Raw genomic sequence first — 23,900 nt, forward strand, 5'->3', positions numbered from 1 at the left:
AATATTCGTGGAAATGAAAAGGATTGGTTGTGAGTTTCGTGACTTTCTATCTATTCAACGGCGGGTGATAGAGTGAAACGATTAGATTTAATATTCCAGACGTTAGTAGACGCTGGTCCTGATAAAAAAGTAAGCGCTTCAGAGTTGGCTGATCGGCTTGGCTTGAGTCGAGCGAATGTGAGCAGTGATTTGAACCGTTTGTGGAAGGAAGGCCGAATCGAGAAGGAAGAAGGGCGTCCGACGCTGTTTTTTGCCAAGCAAGAAAACGATTCGCTCTATTTGGCGGAGACATCGCTGGACAGACTGGCGAAAACCAACAAGAGCCTGATCACGCGTATTGAGCAGGCAAAGGCGGCCGTCTTGTATCCGCCGCGAGGGATGCATTGCTTGATTTTGGGAGAAACCGGTGTGGGCAAATCGTGGTTTGCTGGGATGATTCACGAGTTTGCCGTTGATATTGGACGCCTGGATAAGCATGCTCCTTTCGTGATTTTTAACTGTGCCGATTATGCTAACAACCCCCAGCTCTTGATCAGTCAATTGTTCGGAGTCAAAAAAGGGGCGTACACCGGAGCGGAGATGGACCGCAAAGGACTAGTGGAAAAGGCAGACGGTGGCATTCTATTTCTCGATGAAGTACATCGGCTGCCAGCGGAAGGACAGGAAATCTTTTTTACCTTTATGGATAAGGGCATATTCCGCCGCGTAGGGGAAACAGAGATGGAGCGGACGGCTCACGTCCAGATTGTGATGGCCACGACAGAAAATCCGGAGTCGAGTCTCTTAAAAACGTTTATGAGGCGTATTCCCATGGTCATCAAGCTGCCCTCTTTGGTTGAGCGTGGCTTGGAAGAGCGTTTTAGTATTACGATGGAAATTTTTCAAGAAGAAGCTTTTCGGTTGGGGAGAGAGATTCAGATATCGGCCAATGCTGTGCAGGCATTCTTGTGCTATCACTGCCCGAATAACATTGGGCAGTTAAAAACGGATATTCAGCTCACCTGCGCCAGCGCCTATGCCGAATTCATTTCGTTAAAAAAGAATCAGCTGCACGTATCGGTTCAGGACCTGCCGCATCATGTCAAGCAAGGGCTGCTTTTGGTGAAGGATTACAAGCAGGAGCTAGATGAAATCATTGGGACGGAGCACAATTGCTATGTCGTGCAGCCATCAAAAGAGGGTATCTGGATCGGGCGAGAAACAGAGGATACGACGGACAGTGTCTATGAAAAAATCGAGCAAAAAATATATGAACTGCAAAACCTCGGTGTGAGTGAGGAAGAATTGGAGTTTGACATCGAGAATTATTTTACGACCTTTATCAAAGGTGTCCACCAACGCGTGAACAAGGGCGACATGGCCCGGATTATCGACCCGTTCATCATTCACCTCGTGGAAGAGATCGTTCGCTTTGCAGAGGCCAAGCTGGAGAAGATTTTGAGCCAGAAGGTGATCTTTGGTCTCGCGCTGCATATTCAGACGTCGAAGGAGCGCCTCGCACAAGGCAAGCAGATCGTAAATCCGCAAATCAACCATGTGCGAATCAAATACAAGAAAGAGTTTGCTGTGGCGCTAGAGTGTGTACGCATGATAGAAGAAGCGATACTCATGGATCTGCCGATTGGTGAGGCTGGATATTTGACCATGTTTTTCGTGCTCGACGATGTCAGCATGGAGGAAGAGCGGGAAACAATCGGGGTGCTTGTTATTACGCACGGCAGCGGTGGCGCGACAGCGATGGTCGATGTGACGAACCGATTGCTAGTCACACAATATGCGAGAGCCATCGATCTGCCGCTCGAAGAAGATTCCATGAGTGTTTTGGAAAAAGCGCTGAAAGTAGCTAGAGAGATCGGGAGCAAGGCTGGATTGCTGTTGCTCGTAGATATGGGGTCGCTGCTCGGCTTTGGCGAGATCATCGAGCGGGAGATCGGCATCCCAGTCAAGGTCATTCCGATGGTCAGCACGCCACATGTGATTGAGGCCACTCGAAAGGCCATGCTCGGTCATTCACTGGAGGATGTTTACCGAGATGTCTTGGGCATTTCACTCTACCAGCGGGAGGAGCAGCCGAAAGAGCAGGTGCAAAAGCATGTTCCGGCGCTGACGATCGTCGCTGCCTGCTTGTCTGGGGAAGGCAGTGCCTTGTTTTTGAAAAAGCTGCTGGAATCGAGGCTCAGGTACGATGATAACCTGCTGGAATTTGTGCCGCTGCAACTGATCGATAAGGCACAAGCCCGCAATCAGCTTCGAAAAATCAAGGAGGAGAGGAAAATTCTCTTCGTGGTGAGCAATTACATTCTCGATCGCGAATTGCGTCACCATAGCATGGACGATGTTTTGAACGGAGAGGCGATGGCTGACATCCAGAAAGTGATCGATCTGGAAGAGGCCTATCTGAAGATGCAAGAGTCGCTGGGGGAGCACTTGCAAATGGTAGAGGGACAAGATGTTCTCGCTGACGTGAGGATGTGTGTCGGCCGTATGGAAGAGCGACTGAACAATTCTTTGGTTTTTGACACGCGAATTGGGGCGTACCTGCACATCTGCTGCCTGGTTGATCGCTTGAAAGCAGGAACGCAATCCGTAGCGTATATTCAAAAAGATAGTTTTTTGCTGGAGAACCGCAAGCTGTACAGCTTAATCCGACATGAATTATTGCCGCTGGAAGACAAGTATGAGGTCGTGATCAGCGAAGATGACGTTTGTTTTATCATGAATTTCTTTATACACAACAAAACACTGGCGTAACCAGTGTTTTGTTTTTTGATTTTTCCACCTTCAAAACAAAACACTACAGCGCTTACATAAAAACACTAATAGGGATGACAAGCGAAGAGGCCGCGAAATATGCCTAACCATGCGGTGTTTTTGGAAAGCGCATACATTTTTTGGTGTTTTGGCATGTAACTTGCTCTTACAAAAAGGCATATCGTCGAGAGGAGGGGGTACAATGAATATTTTATTGTGTTGCGCAGCAGGTATGTCGACTAGCTTGCTGGTTCAAAAAATGGAGGAAGCTGCCAAAGAAAAAGGGTTGGACGCAAAGATATGGGCAGTTTCCGCAGATGAAGTGAAGCATCATATCGATCAAGCAGCAGTGCTCTTGCTGGGGCCACAAGTTCGTTACAAGCTGACAGAGATGAAAAAAGAAGGGGCATCCAGAGGAATTCCTGTAGACGTAATCAGTACGGTTGATTACGGAACGTTGAACGGGAAAAACGTGCTTGAGTTTGCACTTCGTCTAAAACAGTAGGAGGGGGATGCGTATGGGCGGATTTGTTTCTTTTATGGAAAACCGCATGATGCCGATTGCAGGGAAAATGGCGGAGCAAAAGCATCTGCAGGCCATTCGTGACGGAATTATCCTTACTTTGCCTTTGTTGATCATTGGTTCCATTTTCCTCATCATTGGCTTCATACCGATACCCGGTTATGACGAATTCATGGGTGGTATTTTCGGCGAGAAATGGCGAACGAAGCTGTTGTATCCGGTAGGTGCTACTTTTGACGTCATGGGTTTGATTGTTAGCTTTGGCGTCGCCTATCGACTGGCGGAGAAGTACAAGGTCGATCCGCTGTCGGCTGGAGCAATCTCTGTCGCATCCTTCTTGCTCGCCACTCCGTATAAAATCATGTTCACCCCTGAGGGAGCGAGTGCAGCCCAAGAGGTTGGCGGCGTCATTCCTCTTACGCTAATGGGGAGTCAGGGACTTTTTGTAGCCATGATATTGGCGATCTTATCAACGGAGATTTATCGCAAAATCATCCAAATGAAAATCGTCATTTCCATGCCACCCGGAGTTCCCCCTGCCGTTTCTCGATCTTTTGTGGCATTGATCCCTGCGGGTGCTGTGCTTGTCGTGGTCTGGCTGATTCGGATTCTTCTGGAAAACACCTCCTTCGAGAGTATTCATAATATTGTAAAAGATTTGCTTGTCGGACCATTGAGTGTGGTCGGTAGCAGCTTGATTGGAGCCATCATATGCGTGTTGCTTATTCACGTGCTCTGGGCCGTCGGTTTGCACGGTGCTGCGGTGGTCGGCGGAATTATGAGTCCAATCTGGCTTACCTTGATGGACCAGAACAGAGCGGCGTTTCAGGCAAATCCGAACGGTGAATTGCCAAACGTCGTTACCACGCAATTTTTTGACATGTGGGTATATGCAGGCGGATCAGGTGCAACTTTGGCCCTCGTTTTCCTGATGGTATTCATGGCACGAAGTAAACAGATGAAAAACATCGGCCGGCTCTCGATCGGACCTGGTTTGTTTAACATCAATGAACCCGTCATATTCGGTATGCCGATCGTTATGAACCCGCTCTTGATCATTCCTTTTGTACTGACCCCTGTCATATTGGTCATTATCAGTTATTTTGCGATGTCGCTCGGATGGGTAGCAAAGCCTAGCGGGGTATCTGTTCCGTGGACGACACCATTGCTTGTCAGCGGGTATTTGGCTACGGGAGGAAAAGTGTCAGGGATGGTTCTCCAAGCCGTGAACTTCATCATTTCGCTCGCGATCTACTACCCGTTCTTCCGACTGTGGGATAAACAAAAAGTTAGCGAAGAAAAAGCGGGTACTGCTTCCGATACAGCTGTGACTATGTAATCGCTAGAGGAGAGGCTATCTATGAAATTGATTGTGAATGCAGACGATTTTGGGTATTCCAAAGGCGTCAATCTGGGCATCGTCGAAGCGCATCGAGAAGGAGTCGTTACTTCTGCGACCTTGATGGTCAATATGGAGGGGTTCGAGCACGCTGTAGGGCTGGCCAAAGAACATCCAACGCTCGGAGTAGGCATTCATCTTGTACTCACATGCGGATCGCCAGTCAGTCAGGATGTACCATCGCTAACGGATGGAGAGGGGCGTTTTCGACGCGGGCAAGATCATTTGATTGCCGCTGTACCGGAGGAGATTGAGCAGGAGCTTCGCGCTCAACTAGGGGCTTTCGTGGCGTCGGGGCTTACTTTAACACACATTGACAGCCATCACCATGTGCATGCACATCCAGCCGTTTTGCCGATTATTCTGAAGCTGGCAGAGGAATATAGAGTGCCAGTTCGCTATCCGTGGATGTCCGGGACGGAGGAGCAGCGAGACCAGTCGAGTGTTTTGACGACAGAAGGCTTTTCTCATCATTTTTATGGAGATGACCTAACCGTACAATCCTTCGTTAGGATCGTAGAGGATATGGCAGATTATCCTGTAGTGGAGATCATGACGCACCCTGCTTATTTGGACGAAGCGGTACTGACAGGTAGTTCATACGCAAAGCAACGAACCACAGAATTGAAAATCTTAACAGCAGCAGAGTTAAAGCAATACATTCGTGATCAAAAAATACAGCTCGTGACTTTTAGCGAACTTGGATAGGTGGAGATAGCTTTGGACCATACAGACGTTATTTTTCAACTAATACTTCACGGAGGAAACGCGAGGAGTCTGGCAATGGAAGCGATCGCCCTGGCTAAAAATAGAGACTTGTCAGGTGCAGAGGACGCGTTGAAGCGTGCGGGAGAAGAGCTCGGTCGTGCACACCAAAATCAAACGGCACTTATCCAGAAGGAAATTGCGGGCGAAAAAACGGAGATCAGCATGCTCTTGATTCACGCCCAGGATCATTTGATGAACGCGATTACAGTCAAGGATTTGGCTACGGAGTTTGTTGAGATGTACAGCCAAATCCATGCAGGCAAGGAGGCAGGAGTATGAGCGGAATCAAAATTGTAACGATCGGTGGAGGGTCTAGCTATACACCTGAGTTGGTGGAAGGCTTCATCAAGCGCTACGATGAATTGCCCGTGCGGGAATTGTGGCTGGTTGACATTCCAGAGGGCGAGAAAAAACTTCAAACTGTGGGCGCTCTTGCAAAACGGATGGTGGAGAAGGCAGGGGTACCGATCGAGATCCATTTGACCTTGGATCGCAGAAAAGCACTTGCAGGCGCTGATTTTGTCACGACACAAATGCGCGTAGGACTCTTGGATGCGCGGATCAAGGATGAGCGTATTCCTTTGAAATACGGGGTGATCGGTCAGGAAACGAATGGACCTGGCGGCTTGTTCAAAGGCTTGCGTACCATTCCAGTCATTATGGACATTTGTCGTGACATGGAAGAGCTATGTCCAGATGCTTGGCTGATTAACTTCACGAATCCGGCTGGTATGGTCACAGAGGCAGTGCTGCGGTATACCAACCGTAAAAAGGTCATTGGACTGTGCAATGTTCCCATCGGGATGAAAATGGGTGTTGCTACTGTTTTAGGGGTCGAGCAATCACGGGTTCATATTGATTTTGCCGGATTGAATCATATGATCTTCGGACTGGGTGTGTACCTGGATGGGGAAAACGTCATTTCCCAGGTAATCGATAAGATAACGGGCGACCAATCGGGTATTACGATGCAAAACATTTTGGACCTTGGTTGGGATAAAGATTTCATCCAAGCATTGGGGATTCTCCCGTGCCCGTATCATCGTTACTACTATCAGACCCGTACGATGCTTGAGCATGAGCTGGAAGAAGCGGAGCAGAAGGGTACGCGGGCTGAAGTGGTCAAGCAGGTGGAGGCGGAGCTATTCGCACTCTACGAAGATCCAGACTTAGATATTAAGCCTCCGCAGCTGGAGCAGCGTGGCGGAGCCTATTACAGTGAAGCTGCCTGCAATCTCATTTACTCCATTTACAACGACAAGCGCGATATCCAGACGGTAAATGTTCGCAACAATGGAGCGATTGCCAGCATTCCGGATGATTCGGCGGTCGAGGTAAACTGCGTGATTACAAGAGAAGGACCGATTCCTTTGGCTGTTGGTGATTTGCCTGTTCCCGTGCGTGGACTCGTACAGCAAATCAAGTCGTTTGAGCGAGTGGCAGCGGAGGCAGCTGTAACGGGTGATTACCATAAGGCGCTATTGGCGATGAATATTAACCCGCTGGTGCCGTCTGATGTGGTCGCCAAAAAAATACTCGATGAGATGCTTGAGGCGCACAAGGAGTACCTGCCCCAGTTTTTCAAGCCCGTCACATAAGGATGGGACTCGTGTGAAATACAAACTCCTCGCCTTGGATGTGGACGGAACGATTTTGATGTCGAACCATACCTTATCCAAAGTAACAGAGCGGGCCATTACCCAGTTAGTGAAGCAAGGCGTCCACGTCACATTGGCAACTGGCAGGGCATACCCATCTGCCAAATCGTTGGCGCAGCAGTTCCAGATCAGCGCACCACTTGTTTCCCATGATGGCGCATACGTCGCAGATCCCAAGACGGATCAGGTGTTGTATGTACAGCGTATTCCGTATGAGATAGCGGCGAGGATGACAGATATACTCGTTTCGCATGGCTTGGATGTCATGCTGCTGCATGAGTCTTATGCTGTCACGAATCGCACGTGGAAGTGGACGGACTTGTTTCCGTTGTTAAATGCCTGGACACTGCGCCAGCTCTGGAAAAATCAATACCCGCTCAAAATTCAGGCCTCGCGATTGATAGCCGGATACGTTCGAAAACATGAAGTGTGTGCTCCGAAAATATTCGTCACGGGTGACGAAAAGCGTCTGTTGGCAGCAAGACAAGAGCTGGAGAAAGCCGAGCTTTCGGGGATTCGCGTGACGGCATCGGGCGCGAATAATTTGGAAATATTGCCTGTGGGCATCTCCAAGGCAAGTGGTCTAGCGGTAGTGAGTGAGAGACTTGCGATTCAGCCTGACGAGATCGTTGCTGTAGGTGACAATTACAATGATGCAGAGATGCTCCAATTCGCCGGAATGGGTGTGGCGATGGGCAATGCTCCTGATGATCTGAAACAGCTGGCTCGGCATGTCACGGAAACGAACGATAGGCATGGGGTAGCAGAAGTCATCGAGAAGTTTTTTCTGTAAGAGTTTGGACAGGAAGGGAGGCGTGAAATTGATCCGAATGAATCTGGAAGTAGCTGTGAGTGGAGGTCTCCATGCTCGCCCTGCTTCTGTCTTGGTGAACCTGCTCAATCAATATAGCTCGTCGGTCAAGATGATCTACAATGACAAGCAGGCGAATGGCAAAAGCATCCTCAGCGTAATGGCTCTGGGGGCAAAGACCGGAGATGAAATTATGTTTGAGGTGGAGGGGGCCGACGAGCAAGAAGTGGCTGAAAGGCTTGAGTCCCTATTTGAAAGGAACTTTGCCATCTAACAGGGAGAAAATCACGTAAGAAAGCCAGTGCCTGCCGAACGGGCACTGGCTTTCCTATTTGATCCTTACGCGTGTTTGCGGAATACGACCATGACTTTGAAGTAATCGCCATCAATCTCGATCGACAGCCTGCCGCCTTGCAATTCTACGATGCTTTTTGCGATAGCCAAGCCGAGGCCAGAGCCTTCGGTATGTCGGGATTGATCAGCGCGCTTGAACCGTTCAAACAGTTCCTGTGCATCAAAGTCGATTTCATAGGCGGAGACATTTTTGAACGTCAGGATGACCTCATCCTGTGTCTCTGCCAAATGGATCAGGACGCGCGTATTCGGCATGGAATACTTCAGGGCGTTGCCGATTAGATTTTCAAATACGCGCCACGTTTTCTTGCCATCCAGAGGGGCGACAATCTTTGGTTGCTCCGTCGTTACGCGGAAGGTGAGCGTCGATTGCTCGATTTTGTCACTGAATTCTGCAATGGATTGGTTGAGCAGGGATGCGACATTCACTTGCTCGATATTTAGCTCAACCGCGCCGCTGGACATTTTCGCTGCGTCAAACAGATCATCGATGAGAACGCGCAGTCGATCTGCTTTGCGATCCAATACATCCACGTAGTTTTTTCGTTCCTCTGGCGTCAGATTTTCTTGTTTGAGCAGGTTCACGTAGTTGATAATCGACGTCAGCGGTGTTTTCAAGTCATGGGAGACATTCGTGATCAGTTCGGATTTCATGCGCTCGCTTTTCATCTGCTCTTCCATCGCGTGCTTGAGTCCCTTTGTGATGTTGTTGAGAGAGTGCGCGAGATCAGATAACTTCCCTTTTTTCACCTTTTGAATCGTAGCGTTCAGATTTCCCCCCGCCATTTCGGAGGCACCGTGCATGATGCGGTTCATCAGTCCCAAACGGCGTAGCGTGTATGGGAAAACGACGACCATGTAGAACATGCCATACAAGAAGCTAAAAAACAGTAGGGTGCCAGAGCCTTCGACTAGGCCGACGAATCCAAAACCGATACTCATCCCAAACATGACAGTCAGGATGAACAAGGTGGATATTTTAAAGAACATGCCGCGGTTGGCGTAGCTTTCTTTAAGAAGAACACGCTGTCTGGCTAAAATACTCTTTTGCCACTGCTGCGTAAATCTCTCAGGTTGGTTGTACATAAGCCATGCCTCCATGAATTGTAGAAGCAGGTAAGCAGTAAACAACGAAACGAACGCAAGGGTGAAGAAATGCTCAGCATCAATTGGTAAGAAGAAAAAGCGCGTGCTCGCGATCATGATGAAATACGTAAAGCCAAGTACGAACGCCAGCGCCATTCGAATATCCAACGGGATAAAGCGGAACAGTGCCAGGCTTTTCGCTACAATCGGTACTTCTAGCGCTTTGCTTACTGGCAAATACCAGTAGCAGAGTGCAAGGATGAGCAGAGTGCCCCCGAGCAGGACAACCTCGCTAATCAGCCGATCCCGAATGGAATCGTAGTAAAGTGCATCTGTGTGGACCTGACTATATCCGTCTGGTTCTTTTGGGACATAAAAGATACCACTTAGTTGATTCAGTTGATAAGTGCGATTGATGCTTTCCAGATCCCCGTTCGTATTCGGGAGGTTGATTGTATAGCGCGCATATCGGGCCAGTTCCCATTCTGTAGGTTCTTGAGGGAGATTGGTGTAAGCTTTGTTGTTCTTTTTATCGGTGACATAGTATTTGAAGGAGCCACTTCGAAGAGTGAGGCTATTTTTTCGTTCCTCGTACTCTGCATCTCTTTCGGCGATTTTGTTGTTCACCTGCTCCTGATAATGCGACATTGCTCTCGCGATGTCTTCTTGTAAGCTGCGTGAATGTTCTTCGGTTAATTGAGCGACTCTCTCGTTGTCACGCTCTCTTTTTGCCTGTTCTATCATATCCGAGAGCTGGTTATCTTCCTTAATCGACCGGAGGATTTCCTCATGCTCTTTTTTGAGCTGATTCGCAGTCTTCTCGTCGAGCTTTCCTGGAGTGTAATCTGCATAATCTACATGAACGTTCTTCACCAGCTCGGCAAATGTCTCTAATTCACGATTAAAGCCTGAGCTTTGAAAGTAATTATCCTCTTGGAGGTTCTCGCGTTTATGGTACAGATCAGCCATCGTCAGGAGAGCGAGCGAAATACTCACGATCATAACAATGAGCACGGGCACCGCAAAGCGTTTATTTTTCGATTTTGTATCCAATTCCCCATACCACCTTCAAGTATTTAGGTTCCTTCGGGTTGATCTCTATTTTTTCCCGAATGCGTCTCACGTGGACGGCCACCGTGTTTTCCGCGTTCATATAAGGCTCTCTCCAGACCCGTTCATAAATGTCCTCGATCGAAAACACCCGACCCTTATTTTCCATTAACAGCTCCAAAATTTTGTACTCGGTAGCCGTCAGCCTGACCTCGTTACCGTCAATCGCTACATTTTTTGTGCTTTTGTTCAAGGTCAAGCCGCGCACCTGAATCTCATCTTCTGTCATTTGAGCGCTTCCCAGATTGGTAAAACGTCTTAACTGAGATTTGACTCTGGCGATGAGCTCCAAGGGATTAAAAGGCTTCGTCACATAGTCATCGGCACCGATATTGAGTCCGAGGATTTTATCGGTATCCTCTGACTTGGCAGACAGCATGATGATCGGGATGTTTTTTTTCTGGCGAATTTGAAAGGTGGCGGTCATTCCGTCCATTTTTGGCATCATGATGTCCATCAGGATGAGATGGATCTCTTCATTCTCCAGTACTTCCAACGCTTCCAGTCCATTGCTAGCCTTGAATACGGTCATGGATTCATTTTTGAGATAGATTTCGATTGCGTCGCGGATTTCAGCCTCGTCGTCGACTACGAGGACTTGATATTTGGTCATGATTCGTCCCACCTTATGAATGCATTCATGGTACTATCTTAACGCCCAGCTCTAACAAAACAGTAATGAAATGTCTTACAAATTTCTTAATAAACCGCGTTCAGGAAAAGCTAGCTGATAGGATCAAGTCGATAAATAAGGTAAGATGTGAGGAAGAATACGAGAAAATTGGTGATGGCTTTGCTGGAATGGACCGGGGAGAGAATTATCCCCAAGCTATTAAAACCTACGAATGGCATGCTGCTGGAGCATATAGCCAGATATTATTTTGCCGCGCCTTATGTAAAAGGTCGAGTGCTGGATATCGCTTGCGGTACCGGCTATGGATGTCATATGATCGCAAAGGATCGAAAACGAGAGCTGACAGAACTGATCGGAGTCGACAACGATGAGGCAACGATATTGTATGCCAATCGGGAATACAACCATCAAAAGATTACGTATCAGCAGGGTGACGCGCTTGATCCAACGCTTCCCGAGCAATTGGGGTTGTTTGATACGATTTTGAGCTTTGAGACGATTGAGCATGTCGCAGACGATTTGCAGTTTATGGATAACTTGTATCGGATGCTGAAACCAGGTGGTACGCTTGTGCTGTCCAGTCCCTTTGGCAGAGGACGGGGCATGCAGACGAGTGAGCCCTTCCATGTTCATCAGTTGACGCCGGAAGAGTTCGCGGAGCTGTTTGTACGCTATTCTGACGTGGATATGTACTATCAGAGAGGCGTTACGTTTGAAAAAACACCCCGCGATGGTGTGCGATACTTTATCGGCATGGCAGTATGTACGAAGTAATAACGGATCGATTTATGAATGGAGATGGCGAAACTGACTGATTTTTTGAGATTGGGAATACATAAGGAACTGATAGATGCTCTGCAAGCAAACGGGATTAACGAGCCTACACCGATTCAGGAAAAAGCAATTCCTGTTGTGCTGGAAGGAAAAGACGTAATCGCGCAAGCGCAGACGGGAACCGGGAAGACACTCGCATTTGTCCTGCCGATCTTGGAAAAAGCGGATCCACAAGCGACGCATGTTCAGGCGTTGATTCTTACCCCTACGCGGGAGCTTGCCTTGCAAATTACGGCAGAGGTAAAGAAGCTGACGGAAAAGCTGGAAGACATCCAAGTACTCGCGGTTTATGGTGGACAAGATGTCAATCAGCAACTGAGAAAGCTGAAAGGAAAAATACATGTGGTCATTGCGACACCAGGACGGTTACTGGATCACCTGCGAAGAGGGACGATTGATTTATCGCAGGTTTCGATGTTTGTCCTGGATGAGGCGGACCAAATGCTTCATATGGGTTTTTTGCCTGAGGTAGAAGATATTATGGCAAATACGCCTTTTGAAAAACAGACCTTGCTGTTTTCGGCCACCATGTCTGAGCAGGTGCAAGCACTTGCGAAGCGCTTTATGCAAAAGCCGGAAAATATCAAAGTGCAGGGCAAACGCATCACGCTAGACGATATTCGCCAAATTGCAGTGGAGACCACAGATCGTGCGAAGCAAGCTACACTGTGCCGTCTGCTGGATGAACAACGGCCGTTTCTGGCGGTGATCTTTTGCCGAACAAAGCGCAGAGCCAGTAAGTTAAATGCAGAGCTGCAAGGTCTCGATTATATGTCTGACGAGCTGCACGGCGATTTGTCACAGGCGAAGCGCGAGGATGTCATGAAGCGATTCCGCGAGGCTAGGATTCAGTATTTGGTCGCAACTGATGTGGCAGCGCGTGGGCTTGATGTCGAGGGAGTCACGCACGTTTTCAATTATGATATCCCGGAAGATGTGGACAGCTATATACACCGGATTGGCAGAACGGGGCGAGCCAAGGAAAAAGGGACCGCTTTTACCTTGGTAGCGGCGAAGGATTGGGGGCAGCTCAGGGAGATTGAAGAAGGGATCAATCTGTCTCTGGAGCGGCGTGAAATGGATCGTGGAGAGTCGGGCGATCAGAAAAAGCAAAAGCCTGAGAGGGAGCGAGCCGAGAAAACAGATCGGCGTGGGGACAAGCAGGGCAGAGAGGCAAGAGGGAAAGGAAAGTCCGCTGAAGGAAGACAGCAAGGCTCTAGAGAGCGTCGTGATGGAGATGGAAGACGTCAATCAAAAGGCGGCAGTTCTGAGCGTAATTCAGGGAAACGTGAACGCGTAGAAGGTCGCTTTGAGAGCAAGGCGAAAGGCAGAGACCGTGCAGCAGGCGGGTTCGAGCGCAAGCCGAAGGACGGTAACCGAGCAACAACAGGTGGCTTTGAGTACAAACCAAAGGATGGTAAACGAGCAACAACAGGTGGCTTTGATCGCAAGCCAAAGGATGGCAACCGAGCAACAGGTGGGTTCGAACGCAAGTCGAGCAATTCCAAGGGCAAGCCAGTAGCTGCTCAACGCGGCTCAGCACGCCCGAATGCAAAACAAGGCAATCGAGCAAGCTTTGCTCCTGCAAATCGTACCTCTCGCAAAAAATCGAGATAGTCATCCAAACAAAAAAAGACCGCTCCAGCCAGCAAAAAGGCAGGAGCGGTCTTTCTTTTATTCCGGTTCCATGTCTGGAAATACCCGTGAACGTGTGAGGAAGCGTACCCCCTCAGGTCCTTCCAGCGAAAACATTCCGCCACGCCCATTCACGACGTCAATGATGAGCTGCGTATGCTTCCAATACTCGTACTGCGCTTTGCCCATGTAGAACGGGCAGCCACCGATCTCGCCTAACAGAACGTCCTGCTCACCCACGAGAAATTCACCGAGCGGGTAACACATGGGGGAGCTGCCATCGCAGCAGCCCCCTGACTGGTGAAACATCAGGTCACCGTGTTTGGCGCGAAGCCGTTCAATTAGTGCCAGTGCAGCATCTGTCGCGAGCACTTTTTCTGGCTGGCTCATGGATCAAAAGAAGCCCAGAGCTTGATCGCTGTAGCTGACCAGCAGGTTTTTCGTTTGTTGGTAGTGAGACAGCATCATTTTGTGTGTCTCGCGGCCAATACCAGACATTTTGTAGCCGCCAAACGCTGCGTGAGCCGGGTAAGCGTGGTAGCAGTTGGTCCAGACGCGGCCAGCCTGAATTTCGCGGCCCATGCGGTAGGCTGTGTTCGTGTCGCGGGTCCATACACCGGCACCCAAGCCATATAGCGTATCATTTGCCATGGCGAGAGCTTCTTCTGTATCCTTGAAGGTCGTTACGGAGACGACCGGACCGAAGATTTCCTCTTGGAAGATGCGCATCTTGTTGTGACCTTTAAAGACTGTTGGCTGGATGTAGTAACCGCCCTCGAGATCACCTGCAAGCTGTGCACGAGCGCCGCCAATCAGGCATTCGGCTCCTTCTTGTTTACCGATATCCAGATAGGAGAGGATTTTTTCTACCTGCTCCAAGGAAGCTTGCGCGCCGATCATCGTATCCGTATCGAGCGGATTTCCTTGCTTGATATTGGCTACGCGTTGCAGGGCACGCTCCATGAATTGGTCGTAAATGCTTTCGTGAATGAGCGCACGGGATGGGCATGTGCAAACCTCGCCTTGGTTGAGCGCAAACAGTACAAATCCTTCAATGGCTTTGTTAAAGAAGGCATCGTCATTTGCAGCCACATCCGAGAAGAAGATGTTTGGTGATTTTCCGCCCAGCTCCAACGTCACCGGAATGATATTTTGGGAAGCGTATTGCATGATCAAGCGCCCTGTCGTTGTTTCACCCGTAAAGGCGATTTTCGCGATGCGATTGCTGGATGCAAGTGGTTTACCCGCTTCCAGACCGAAGCCGTTGACTACGTTAATGACGCCAGGAGGGAGCAGGTCGCCAATCAGCTCCATCAGCACCATGATGGATGCAGGTGTTTGCTCTGCTGGCTTGAGGACGACGCAGTTGCCCGCAGCCAAGGCTGGAGCCAGCTTCCATGTAGCCATGAGGAGTGGGAAGTTCCACGGAATAATTTGACCAACGACACCGAGTGGCTCATGGAAATGATAAGCGACCGTATCGTTATCGATTTCAGCGAGTGTACTTTCTTGCGCGCGGATCGCTCCGGCGAAGTAACGGAAATGGTCAATCGCCAGCGGGATGTCGGCCGCGAGCGTTTCGCGAACGGGCTTGCCGTTTTCCCACGTCTCTGCGTTTGCCAGCATCTCCAGATTGGCTTCCATACGATCTGCGATTCTTAACAAAATATTCGCGCGCTGTGCAACAGAGGTACGACCCCACGCGTCTTTTGCCTCATGGGCAGCGTCCAGTGCCAGCTCAATATCATCGGCTGTCGAACGGGCTACCTCGCAAAAGACCTTGCCATTTACAGGTGACACGTTTTCGAAATACTCACCTTTCACTGGCGGAACCCAATTACCCCCGATGTAGTTTTCATAACGATTTTTGAACGTCACCTTGGAACCGGCTTGGCCGGGCTGAGCATAGATCATTGCGAGCGCCTCCTCATATATCACATATTTCTTTACAGCCCTCTCTAAAAGCAAGTCTCGTACCAACGTGAAAAAGCTCGAAATGACAGCGTTTTCTTGAGTGGGTGTGGGGAGAATTTGTTCCATAATGGATCATGTTGTGTTCCGTATTGGGACAAATGTGCTCGTGGTTCGACTGGTTTTTTCTATAGCAAAGACTCTCATGTTATACTGAGAAGGAATGATTTTTGGGGGAGGGAATCGTGTTGTCGACGATTGTTCAGCAATCTTGGAAGCGCTGTCAGGAATCGAACCTCAAGGTTACGGAGAAGGCCAATGATCAAATCATTTCTGCCCGACGAATCAAAGAAATCATTCAAGATAATCACCCTCTGATTCGTGAAAGTCTCCCGCTTTTGAACAAGCTTGCTCCCTTTTTGTTATCGACAGAGCACATCGCACTCTTGTCTGACCGGGAAGGAAATATTATTCAAACGATCGGGGATCCGGTCTTCGCCAACCAGGCACAAAAAGTACAGCTACAAATCGGAGCGAATTGGACAGAAGACTACAAAGGAACCAATGCGATTGGAACAGCACTGATCGCACAACAGCCGATTCAGGTGCAGGGAGAGCAGCACTACTTTTTGGAAAATCGCTTTCTTACATGCTCAGCGGCACCTATTTTTTCACCTGCGGGTGAGCTGTTGGGCATTATTGACATTAGTACGCGTAAAGAATATTCCCATCCGTTTGCCCTAACCATTGCTTGCATGATCGCAGAGGCTCTGCAAAACCGCTTTTTGTTATCAGATGCCGAGCGCGTGATTGCCTTACCAGCCTCATCAAGCCAAGGAGACGGTCGAGAAAAGCTGGCACTCGTCGGCTTGGATCGGGACGAGCGTATCGTGGGCTTAAATGAGGCTGCGCAACAGCAGCTCGGAGCGGAAGCCTTGGGAACGAGAGTAAGTGCGGAGCAAGAGCGTGCCAGTCGCAATGTGAAAGATCATCGCCTGCGCTTTTGGTCTGCGGCACCCAAAGCACAGCTGAAACCATTTCCGCGTCTAGCTGGGTCATGCCCGCTCTTCTTGCAGGCAAAGATGCTCGGACAAAAGGCAGCACAGGTTGATTTTCCTGTGATCATTTTGGGGGAAAGCGGTACGGGAAAAGAGCTGTTCGCTCAAATGGTCCATGAGACAGGTCCGCGCGCGCATGAGCCTTTTATCGCAGTGAATTGCAGTTCGATTCCAGAAAATTTGATCGAGAGCGAATTGTTTGGATATGAAAGTGGGTCATTCACAGGGGCACATCGGGAAGGAAGAATCGGAAAGTTTGAAGCGGCGAAAAAAGGCACGATCTTTTTGGATGAGATCGGGGATATGTCTTTGCGTGCGCAAGCGGCACTTCTGCGCGTTTTGCAGGAAAAGGTCGTCACCCCTGTGGGGAGCAATCAATCCCGCCCCATTTATGCACGGATCATTGCCGCTACGCATCGAAACCTGTCAGAGGAGATCAAGGCGGGACGTTTTCGGGCTGACCTGTACTACCGGCTCAAAGGGGTCTCCATTCATTTGCCGTCGTTGAAAAAGCGCAGTGATATCATCCAGGTGGCGGAGCATTTATTGCAGCAGATCGACACAGAACAACCGTACATACTGACCACCGAGGCGCAGGATAAGCTGTGTGCTTATGCGTGGCCGGGCAATATCCGGGAACTGCAAGGCGTGCTGATTCAAGCGGTGTTTTTGGCAGAGGGGGACATCATTGATTGCGATCACATCCAGCTGGAGGGATTGATGGAAGCCGATACGCGTGAGTCTTCGGATCAAGCCATTCCTTCGTTGCGTGAAACAGAGAGAAAAGCGATCGAAAAGGCACTCGAAAAAAGTGGCGGTAATGTCAGCAAGGCGGCCAAAATGCTGCAAATCGGTCGAAATACCTTGTACCGCAAAATAGAAGAATACCAGATTGGGGAACCGATCCATCAGGAAGAGTCATAATGGATGAAACGGTATAGCTTGGCGAGAACAAATGTTGCAATGCGTGTTGCAACATTTTGTTGCGTTGTTTTGCCATGTCACCAGATGAGTGATGCATGGAGAGGAACAGAAGAAAGACTTTTATGCGGTCAGGGTGCATGATCCGGAGCTTGGCATTAATCATGCAAGTGAATAGTGCTGCATAAAGTCGAAAAATTTAGATTTTTAGGAGGGAGACTGTTGCTTCACTATTCCATTGCAGTAATTCCAGGAGACGGAATCGGTCCCGAGGTCATGGAAGAAGGCCTGAAGGTGTTGGGTGCCATAGAAGAGAGTTACGGCGGCATTCGGTTTGCTCGTGATGTCATGGATTGGAACTGTAGCTACTATCTCCAACACGGTAAAATGATGCCGGAGAATGGACTCCCTATTTTAAAAGACTATGATTTGATTCTGCTTGGTGCGATAGGGGCACCCGAGGTTCCTGATCATGTCTCTGTGTGGGAGTTGATCTTGCCGATTCGCCGAGCATTCCAGCAGTATGTGAACCTTCGCCCGGTCAAGCTGCTCAAAGGTCTGGAAAGTCCGCTTCGCTATAAGGGTCATGCCGATCTCGATTTCGTTGTGGTGCGGGAGAATACAGAGGGTGAGTACTCCAACATGGGTGGGCGCATGCACCAGGGTACACCGTACGAAATGGCGGTGCAAAACAATGTATTTACCCGGTACGGCACAGAGCGCATCCTCAAATACGCTTACGCACTAGCGGAAAAACGTTCGAAAAAGAGCGTGACCGCGGCTACGAAGTCCAACGGCATTAACCACTCCATGCCATTTTGGGATGAGATCGTAAAGGAAGTCAGTCAGGAATACCCAGGTATCCAGACCAATCTGTATCATATCGACGCACTTGCTGCGTATTTCATCACACGACCAGAAACGTTTGACGTCGTTGTCGCGAGCAATTTGTTTGGAGACATTTTGACCGATCTCGGGGCGGCGATCGTTGGTGGGTTGGGCTTGGCTCCGTCCGCGAATATCAATCCGGAGCGCAAGTATCCATCCATGTTTGAGCCCATTCACGGCTCTGCGCCAGATATCGCGGGGAAAGGAATCGCCAATCCGATCGCACAAGTATGGAGCCTCGCCATGATGATGGATCATCTCGATCTGCCAGAGCTCAGTGCTGTCATCATGAACGCGATCGAAAACGTGCTGCAAGATGGCAAGGTGCTCACTCCTGATCTTGGGGGGACGGCGACAACAAAAGAGTTGGGAGACGAAATCGTTCGCCACATCTATCAAACAACGAGATAAATATAAGGGAGGAAGAGGACATGGAAGCGAGATCGTATGATTTGTACATCGGTGGAGAATGTGTGAAAGCCGAGAGTTACATTCCCGTCCTTCACAAGTATACGGGCGAGTGCATCGCACGTATTGCCAAGGCTGAACAGCAGCATGTAACAGAAGCGGTGGAAGCTGCGTGGGAGACGTTTAAGGCAGACAAATTGACCCCTTTTCAACGATACAAAATCTTGCTGAAAGCCTCTGAGCTAATGGAGGAACGCCGGGACGAGATGGAGCGATCCTTGATTCGCGAAGTGGGCAAAACGCGCAAGGATGCGATGAATGAGCTGGATCGGACGATCAATACACTGCGCTTGTCGGCAGAGGAAGCCAAGAAAATTCACGGGGAAATGATTCCGCTGCAAGCAACAGAAGGCTCGGAAAACCGTCTGGGCTTTACCATTCGGGTGCCAAAGGGAGTAATAGGTGCCATTACGCCGTTTAACTACCCCTTGCTGCTCAGCACGCACAAGATCGCGCCAGCGCTAGCCGCAGGAAATACGCTGGTGGTTAAACCAGCTACAGTCACACCTATCGCAACCTTTCTATTGGTGGAGATCCTGGAGGAAGCGGGCTTGCCAAAAGGCTATGTAAATATCGTGACGGGGGCAGGCAGTCAGGTAGGGGAATGGCTGCTGGATGAAGAGCGCATTGCCATGTACACCTTTACCGGGTCAGGAGAAGTCGGTCGTCGCATCAAGGAGCGAAGTGGCATGCGTCCCGTTGCGCTGGAGCTGGGCAACAACTCTCCCAATATCGTGCACCTCGATGCAGATTTGGAGTTGGCAGCACGTCAAACAGCCGCTCGCAGCTTTCACAATGCAGGTCAGGCGTGCATCGCTGTCCAGCGCATTTACGTGCATGAATCGGTTATGGAAGAGTTCAGTGACTTGTATATCTCGCATGTCCAACAGTTGAAGGTAGGCAACCCGGAAGACCCGGACACGGATGTCGGACCGATGATCAGTGAAAAAGAAGCGAGTCGTACTGAGGAATGGGTGCAGGAAGCGATTAGCCAAGGGGCCAGATCGCTCTTGCCTGTCAAACGGGAAGGAGCTCTCTTCTATCCGGCTGTGTTGGTGGATACAAGGCCAGAGATGAAGGTGGTTTGCCGGGAAGTGTTCGCGCCCATCGTTACGATCATTCCGTACAGTAATCTCGATGACGCGTTTGCCCAAGCCAACGATTCGGAGTACGGCTTGCAGGCGGGGATTTTTACCCGTGATTTGAACATCGCGATGAAAGCGGCACGGGTGCTGGAGTATGGTGGCGTGGTGATCAACGACGTATCGACCTATCGTAATGACGTCATGCCATACGGCGGAGTTAAAAACAGCGGACTGGGCAAGGAAGGCCCGCGTTACGCAGTCGAAGAGATGACAGAAGAGCGAATGGTGGTGATCAACCTATGAGCGGGCAACTTCTGCAAGGAAAAACGGCGATTGTAACAGGGGCGGCGTCAGGAATGGGCAAGGCCATTGCGAAGTTTTTTGCGGACGAGGGAGCCAACGTCATCCTGGCTGATTTGAACAAAGAGGTGGCAGTAGCGGTCGCTCAAGAGCTGCCACAAGGGAAAGGTCATGCGGTGCAAACGGATGTGGCAGACGATACGAGCGTTGCTGCACTCGTAAAGGAAACGCTCGAAGTGTACGGATCGATTGATGTCCTGGTCAACTGCGCGGGTGTTCCCCAAGCGTTTACCCCCATTGAGGAGCTGACTTTGGAGCAGTGGGATCGCATCATGTCTGTGAACACGAAGTCGATCTTTTTGACGACAAGGCATGCGGTTCCCCACATGAAGGAGAAGGGGAAAGGCAGTATCATCAATATCGCTTCGATTGCCGGGATTCGCGCCCGTCCGGGGCTGAATGCGTATTGCGCGTCCAAGGGGGCCGCTATCATGTTGAGCAAGGCACTGGCGATTGAGCTCGCTCCTTTTCAAATCCGGGTCAATGTCATCAATCCAGGTCCGGCAGAGACGCCGATGCTCGGTAAGTTTATCAATGGAGATGAAGCGGAGGTAGAGTCCGGGAAAAAAGATATTTTCATCAGCAGTGTTCCATTGGGCATGTTGATTCAGCCAGAGGATATCGCGCAGGCGGCCCTCTATTTGGCTTCTGATCTATCCAAAATTGTCACGGGCGAAGTCATGAATGTAGACGGTGGAAGAGGGATCTAGTAAAATGAACTAAATTTTCATATTATTTAAAAAACAAAAGAATCAACAGGGGGTACTATCGCATGTTTCGGAAGAAGGGGAGCTTCGTGCTAGCGAGCATCATGTCTGTGTCTTTATTTCTGGCGGCATGTGGAGGAGGAGGCGGTCAACAGACTGCCCCGCCTGCGGGACAAGCCGGGGGGACAGAAGCACCGAAAAGTGACGGCCAAAGCTATGTGTTCAAAGCAGGGCATTCACTGACGGAGGATCATCCATACCATTTGGCATTGAAAAAAATGGCCGAGGATGTCGACAAGCGATCGAACGGAAAAGTGAAAATCGAGGTGTATCCGCTGAGCCAGCTAGGAGCGGAGCGTGAATTGACAGAGGCACTGACCTTTGGAACGGCGGATATGTCGATTACCTCGACTGCGCCCGTGATGAACTTCCATCCGAAGCTGGGTGTGTTGGATCTCCCATTCTTGTTTGATAGCCGTGAGCAGGCGTACAAGGTACTCGACGGACAAGTCGGGCAGGACATCCTCAAGGATTTGGAAAACGCCAATCTCGTCGGGCTGGCTTGGGCTGAAAACGGCTTCCGCCATATTACAAACGGCTCGAAGGTGATCAAGAAGCCAGAGGATGTGGCAGGGTTGAAGATACGCACGCAGGAAAACCCGATCCATCTGGCTGCATTCGAAGCATTGGGAGCGAAGCCGACCCCAATGGCTTGGACAGAGGCACTGACGGCACTGCAACAAGGAGTCGTCGATGCCCAGGAAAATCCGGCGATTGTCGCACAGACCTACAAGCTATATGAATCCAAACAAACACAAATGGCCTTGACCGGACATGTGTACTCCGCGGCGATGATCTTGTTCAGCAAGCCTGTATGGGATAAGCTCCCGGCAGATGTCCAGCAACTTCTTGCAGAGGAAGCCAAAAAAGCGGGTCAGTATGAGCGCGAGTTGATGATCAAGATGGAAGAAGAGGCCATTTCCAATATTAAAGCAAAAGGTGTAGTCATTACCGAGGACGTTGATAAGCAAGCTTTCCGCGATGCGATGAAGCCTGTCTACGACAAATTTTCCGGGCAGTTTGGCAAAGAGCTGGTGGATCAAATTGTAAATACAAAATAAACGGCAGAAGGGAGACGAGCCAGTCTGGCTTTTCTCCCCTTTTTCCTGCGAAAGGAGATTGTGTGTGGGCAACCTTGTTTCCAAAATAAACAGCATCCTTCGTTTTTTCATCATTGCCCTTCTAGCTATTATGGTGATCGCTGTCTTCCTGCAGGTGCTATTCCGTTTTTTGCTCGACCAGCCCTTGGCCTGGACGGAAGAAGTGGCTCGGTATTTGCTAATCTGGATTACGTTTCTAGGATCAGCATACGCGATGTCGATCAAAGCACACATCGGTACGGAATACATTCAAAAGTACTTGTCTCCTCGCATGAACAAGGTGGTGCTGGTTATTGCCGCTTTGTGTAGTCTCGTCTTCTTTCTCGTCATGGTTCAGCAAGGCTACTTGTTATCTGCGAGAAGCATGACACAAACCTCACCCACTCTGCTCGTTCCCATGGGGTATGTATACATGGTGATTCCGATCAGCGGTGCCTTACTCATCATGAACGTGATCCATGTGACATGGAAAGACATTACCGGGAAGGAGTGACCAGATTGTGGGTACGATTTTGTTTGTAACACTGTTGGTGCTCCTGATCCTGAACGTACCAATTGGGGTGGCACTGGGGTTATCTGTCGTTGTCGTGTTTATGCTGGAGGGAAACATCCCTCTTCTGGTTGTCATTCAAAAAATGTTCAACGGGACAGATTCCTTCCCGCTGATGGCGATCCCGTTCTTCCTCTTGGCAGGAAAATTGATGGAAACAGGCGGAATCTCGGCTAGGCTGATTCGTTTTGCGAATACGATTGTCGGGAACCTGCCTGGAGGATTGGCAATCGTGGCGGTTATGGGGTGTACCTTTTTTGCAGCGATATCGGGTTCTTCTGCCGCGACAACAGCAGCAGTAGGGGGAATTTTGATCCCGCACATGGTCAAAAAAGGGTATGATGTCCGGTTTTCTGCGGCCTTGCATGCAACAGGTGGAACGATCGGTGTCATGATTCCTCCGAGCGTGCCGATGGTTTTGTACGGGGTAGCAGCGAGTGCTTCGATTAGCGACTTGTTTATTGCCGGGATCGGGCCGGGCATTCTCGTAGCGATTTCGTTGATCCTGTACTCGTATTGGATCAGTAAGAAAAACGGCTGGGGTGGCGGAGAGAAGCATACGCCCAAAGAGATATGGGAGGCATTCAAGGACGCCATTTTGGCGATACTCATGCCGATCATTATTCTTGGCGGTATATACGGGGCCATCTTTACTCCGACAGAAGCGGCAGTGGTAGCCGTGATTTACGGTCTGGTCGTCGGTCTTTTCGTCTACCGGGAGATCAAGTGGAAGGACTTAGGGGAAATATTCGCGGGCTCTGCCAGCATGACAGCGGTCATCATGCTGATTATCGCTACCGCCAATGCATTTGGCTACCTGATGACGAGGGAAAACATCCCGCAGGAAATTGCACAATTCATGCTGGGGATTACCGATAGTACGATCATCACGTTGCTCATTATTAACATCTTGCTGCTCATTTTGGGGACGTTTATGGAAACGGCGGTTACGATCATTCTCCTGACACCGATCCTGCTGCCGATCACGAATTCTTTGGGCATTGATCCGGTGCTATTCGGGGTGATCATGGTCGTCAACTCTGCGATTGGTATGCTGACTCCACCGGTTGGGATCAATTTGTTGGTAGCAGGAAATATTGCGAAGCTCCAGAATACGGAGATTGAGCGAGCGGTGATCCCGTTTTTGGTCATCATGATCGTCGACTTGATGCTCATCACTTACATTCCTGAAATCAGCTTATTCCTTGTTAACTTGAGCAAGTAACGGA

At 49.7% G+C, this 23,900-nt stretch carries 21 protein-coding genes; 17 read left to right on the forward strand and 4 right to left on the reverse strand.

The window, feature by feature from the left end; all coding sequences use genetic code 11:
• The first annotated feature begins 72 nt into the window (after positions 1-72).
• The 8 genes from HPY28_RS14250 to HPY28_RS14285 all read left to right on the forward strand — a co-directional run bounded on the left by HPY28_RS14250 (position 73) and on the right by HPY28_RS14285 (position 8,184).
• Complete coding sequence (locus HPY28_RS14250) at positions 73-2,751, forward strand: sigma 54-interacting transcriptional regulator (RefSeq protein ID WP_174230793.1); 2,679 nt, start codon at positions 73-75, stop codon at positions 2,749-2,751.
• 202 nt (positions 2,752-2,953) lie between these two features.
• Positions 2,954-3,256: a PTS sugar transporter subunit IIB gene (locus tag HPY28_RS14255; RefSeq protein WP_017252565.1), complete on the forward strand. Its 303-nt coding sequence runs from the start codon at positions 2,954-2,956 to the stop codon at positions 3,254-3,256.
• A gap of 13 nt (positions 3,257-3,269) precedes the next feature.
• A complete protein-coding gene (gene celB, locus HPY28_RS14260) occupies positions 3,270-4,613 on the forward strand; it encodes a PTS cellobiose transporter subunit IIC (protein ID WP_026043405.1) in 1,344 nt (447 codons plus the stop codon).
• Between the two features lie 21 nt (positions 4,614-4,634).
• Positions 4,635-5,381, forward strand: coding sequence for a chitin disaccharide deacetylase (chbG, locus tag HPY28_RS14265; protein ID WP_017252563.1), 747 nt, complete (start codon positions 4,635-4,637; stop codon positions 5,379-5,381).
• 12 nt (positions 5,382-5,393) lie between these two features.
• Positions 5,394-5,720, forward strand: coding sequence for a PTS sugar transporter subunit IIA (locus HPY28_RS14270; protein WP_069849822.1), 327 nt, complete (start codon positions 5,394-5,396; stop codon positions 5,718-5,720).
• Positions 5,717-7,039: a 6-phospho-beta-glucosidase gene (locus tag HPY28_RS14275; protein WP_174230794.1), complete on the forward strand. Its 1,323-nt coding sequence runs from the start codon at positions 5,717-5,719 to the stop codon at positions 7,037-7,039. Before HPY28_RS14270 ends, HPY28_RS14275 begins: the two co-directional genes overlap by 4 nt.
• Positions 7,040-7,052: 13 nt before the next feature.
• Positions 7,053-7,892, forward strand: a complete 840-nt coding sequence (locus tag HPY28_RS14280) for a Cof-type HAD-IIB family hydrolase (RefSeq protein ID WP_017252560.1) — start codon at positions 7,053-7,055, stop codon at positions 7,890-7,892.
• A 28-nt stretch (positions 7,893-7,920) separates the two neighbouring features.
• The gene (locus HPY28_RS14285; RefSeq protein WP_017252559.1) at positions 7,921-8,184 is read left to right on the forward strand and encodes an HPr family phosphocarrier protein; all 264 of its coding nucleotides are present in this window, start codon (positions 7,921-7,923) and stop codon (positions 8,182-8,184) included.
• Between the two features lie 65 nt (positions 8,185-8,249).
• Here HPY28_RS14285 and HPY28_RS14290 read toward each other — a convergent pair whose 3' ends face one another.
• On the reverse strand, positions 8,250-10,403 hold the full coding sequence (locus HPY28_RS14290; protein WP_174230795.1) for a histidine kinase dimerization/phospho-acceptor domain-containing protein: 2,154 nt from the start codon (positions 10,401-10,403) through the stop codon (positions 8,250-8,252).
• Positions 10,381-11,073, reverse strand: a complete 693-nt coding sequence (locus tag HPY28_RS14295) for a response regulator transcription factor (RefSeq protein WP_173623401.1) — start codon at positions 11,071-11,073, stop codon at positions 10,381-10,383. The genes HPY28_RS14290 and HPY28_RS14295 overlap by 23 nt, the downstream gene beginning before the upstream one ends.
• A 174-nt stretch (positions 11,074-11,247) precedes the next feature.
• On the opposite strand from HPY28_RS14295, the gene HPY28_RS14300 reads away from it, so the two are divergent.
• Positions 11,248-11,868, forward strand: a complete 621-nt coding sequence (locus tag HPY28_RS14300; RefSeq protein WP_173623517.1) for a class I SAM-dependent methyltransferase — start codon at positions 11,248-11,250, stop codon at positions 11,866-11,868.
• 18 nt (positions 11,869-11,886) lie between these two features.
• Positions 11,887-13,545, forward strand: a complete 1,659-nt coding sequence (locus HPY28_RS14305) for a DEAD/DEAH box helicase (RefSeq protein ID WP_174230796.1) — start codon at positions 11,887-11,889, stop codon at positions 13,543-13,545.
• Positions 13,546-13,602: 57 nt separating this feature from the next.
• On the opposite strand, the gene HPY28_RS14310 is transcribed toward HPY28_RS14305, so the two are convergent.
• Positions 13,603-13,953 carry a DUF779 domain-containing protein gene (locus tag HPY28_RS14310; protein WP_017252554.1) on the reverse strand — a complete coding sequence of 117 codons (351 nt, stop codon included), beginning with the start codon at positions 13,951-13,953 and terminating at the stop codon, positions 13,603-13,605.
• A 3-nt stretch (positions 13,954-13,956) separates the two neighbouring features.
• Complete coding sequence (gene adh / locus HPY28_RS14315; RefSeq protein WP_017252553.1) at positions 13,957-15,477, reverse strand: aldehyde dehydrogenase; 1,521 nt, start codon at positions 15,475-15,477, stop codon at positions 13,957-13,959.
• Between the two features lie 245 nt (positions 15,478-15,722).
• Here adh and HPY28_RS14320 point away from each other — a divergent pair, with 245 nt between their 5' ends.
• From HPY28_RS14320 to HPY28_RS14350, 7 genes are all read left to right on the forward strand, one after another.
• Positions 15,723-17,456 carry a sigma-54-dependent Fis family transcriptional regulator gene (locus HPY28_RS14320; RefSeq protein WP_173623399.1) on the forward strand — a complete coding sequence of 578 codons (1,734 nt, stop codon included), beginning with the start codon at positions 15,723-15,725 and terminating at the stop codon, positions 17,454-17,456.
• Positions 17,457-17,675: 219 nt separating this feature from the next.
• Positions 17,676-18,752: a tartrate dehydrogenase gene (locus HPY28_RS14325; protein ID WP_174230797.1), complete on the forward strand. Its 1,077-nt coding sequence runs from the start codon at positions 17,676-17,678 to the stop codon at positions 18,750-18,752.
• Positions 18,753-18,772: 20 nt separating this feature from the next.
• Entirely contained in the window at positions 18,773-20,197 is a 1,425-nt protein-coding gene (locus tag HPY28_RS14330) for an aldehyde dehydrogenase family protein (protein WP_174230798.1), read from the forward strand.
• Positions 20,194-20,964 carry an SDR family oxidoreductase gene (locus tag HPY28_RS14335; RefSeq protein ID WP_174230799.1) on the forward strand — a complete coding sequence of 257 codons (771 nt, stop codon included), beginning with the start codon at positions 20,194-20,196 and terminating at the stop codon, positions 20,962-20,964. The genes HPY28_RS14330 and HPY28_RS14335 overlap by 4 nt, the downstream gene beginning before the upstream one ends.
• Positions 20,965-21,026: 62 nt before the next feature.
• Entirely contained in the window at positions 21,027-22,082 is a 1,056-nt protein-coding gene (locus HPY28_RS14340) for a TRAP transporter substrate-binding protein (RefSeq protein WP_017252548.1), read from the forward strand.
• Positions 22,083-22,146: 64 nt separating this feature from the next.
• Positions 22,147-22,614, forward strand: coding sequence for a TRAP transporter small permease (locus tag HPY28_RS14345; RefSeq protein WP_017252547.1), 468 nt, complete (start codon positions 22,147-22,149; stop codon positions 22,612-22,614).
• A 7-nt stretch (positions 22,615-22,621) separates the two neighbouring features.
• Positions 22,622-23,896 (forward strand): TRAP transporter large permease, encoded by a 1,275-nt coding sequence (locus HPY28_RS14350; RefSeq protein ID WP_017252546.1) that lies wholly within the window; start codon positions 22,622-22,624, stop codon positions 23,894-23,896.
• The last annotated feature ends 4 nt before the right edge of the window (positions 23,897-23,900 follow it).

The sequence above is a fragment of the Brevibacillus sp. HB1.2 genome, from assembly GCF_013332495.1.
GTDB classification, from domain to species: domain Bacteria; phylum Bacillota; class Bacilli; order Brevibacillales; family Brevibacillaceae; genus Brevibacillus; species Brevibacillus porteri.

Bases quoted from the DNA above. Each gene is read 5' to 3' on its own strand.
- HPY28_RS14255 (WP_017252565.1), top strand. From the start codon at position 2,954: ATGAATATTTTATTGTGTTGCGCAGCAGGTATGTCGACTAGCTTGCTG.
- celB (WP_026043405.1), top strand. From the start codon at position 3,270: ATGGGCGGATTTGTTTCTTTTATGGAAAACCGCATGATGCCGATTGCA.
- chbG (WP_017252563.1), top strand. From the start codon at position 4,635: ATGAAATTGATTGTGAATGCAGACGATTTTGGGTATTCCAAAGGCGTC.
- HPY28_RS14275 (WP_174230794.1), top strand. From the start codon at position 5,717: ATGAGCGGAATCAAAATTGTAACGATCGGTGGAGGGTCTAGCTATACA.
- HPY28_RS14295 (WP_173623401.1), bottom strand. From the start codon at position 11,073: ATGACCAAATATCAAGTCCTCGTAGTCGACGACGAGGCTGAAATCCGC.
- HPY28_RS14300 (WP_173623517.1), top strand. From the start codon at position 11,248: ATGGCTTTGCTGGAATGGACCGGGGAGAGAATTATCCCCAAGCTATTA.
- HPY28_RS14305 (WP_174230796.1), top strand. From the start codon at position 11,887: ATGGAGATGGCGAAACTGACTGATTTTTTGAGATTGGGAATACATAAG.
- HPY28_RS14310 (WP_017252554.1), bottom strand. From the start codon at position 13,953: ATGAGCCAGCCAGAAAAAGTGCTCGCGACAGATGCTGCACTGGCACTA.
- adh (WP_017252553.1), bottom strand. From the start codon at position 15,477: ATGATCTATGCTCAGCCCGGCCAAGCCGGTTCCAAGGTGACGTTCAAA.
- HPY28_RS14330 (WP_174230798.1), top strand. From the start codon at position 18,773: ATGGAAGCGAGATCGTATGATTTGTACATCGGTGGAGAATGTGTGAAA.
- HPY28_RS14335 (WP_174230799.1), top strand. From the start codon at position 20,194: ATGAGCGGGCAACTTCTGCAAGGAAAAACGGCGATTGTAACAGGGGCG.
- HPY28_RS14340 (WP_017252548.1), top strand. From the start codon at position 21,027: ATGTTTCGGAAGAAGGGGAGCTTCGTGCTAGCGAGCATCATGTCTGTG.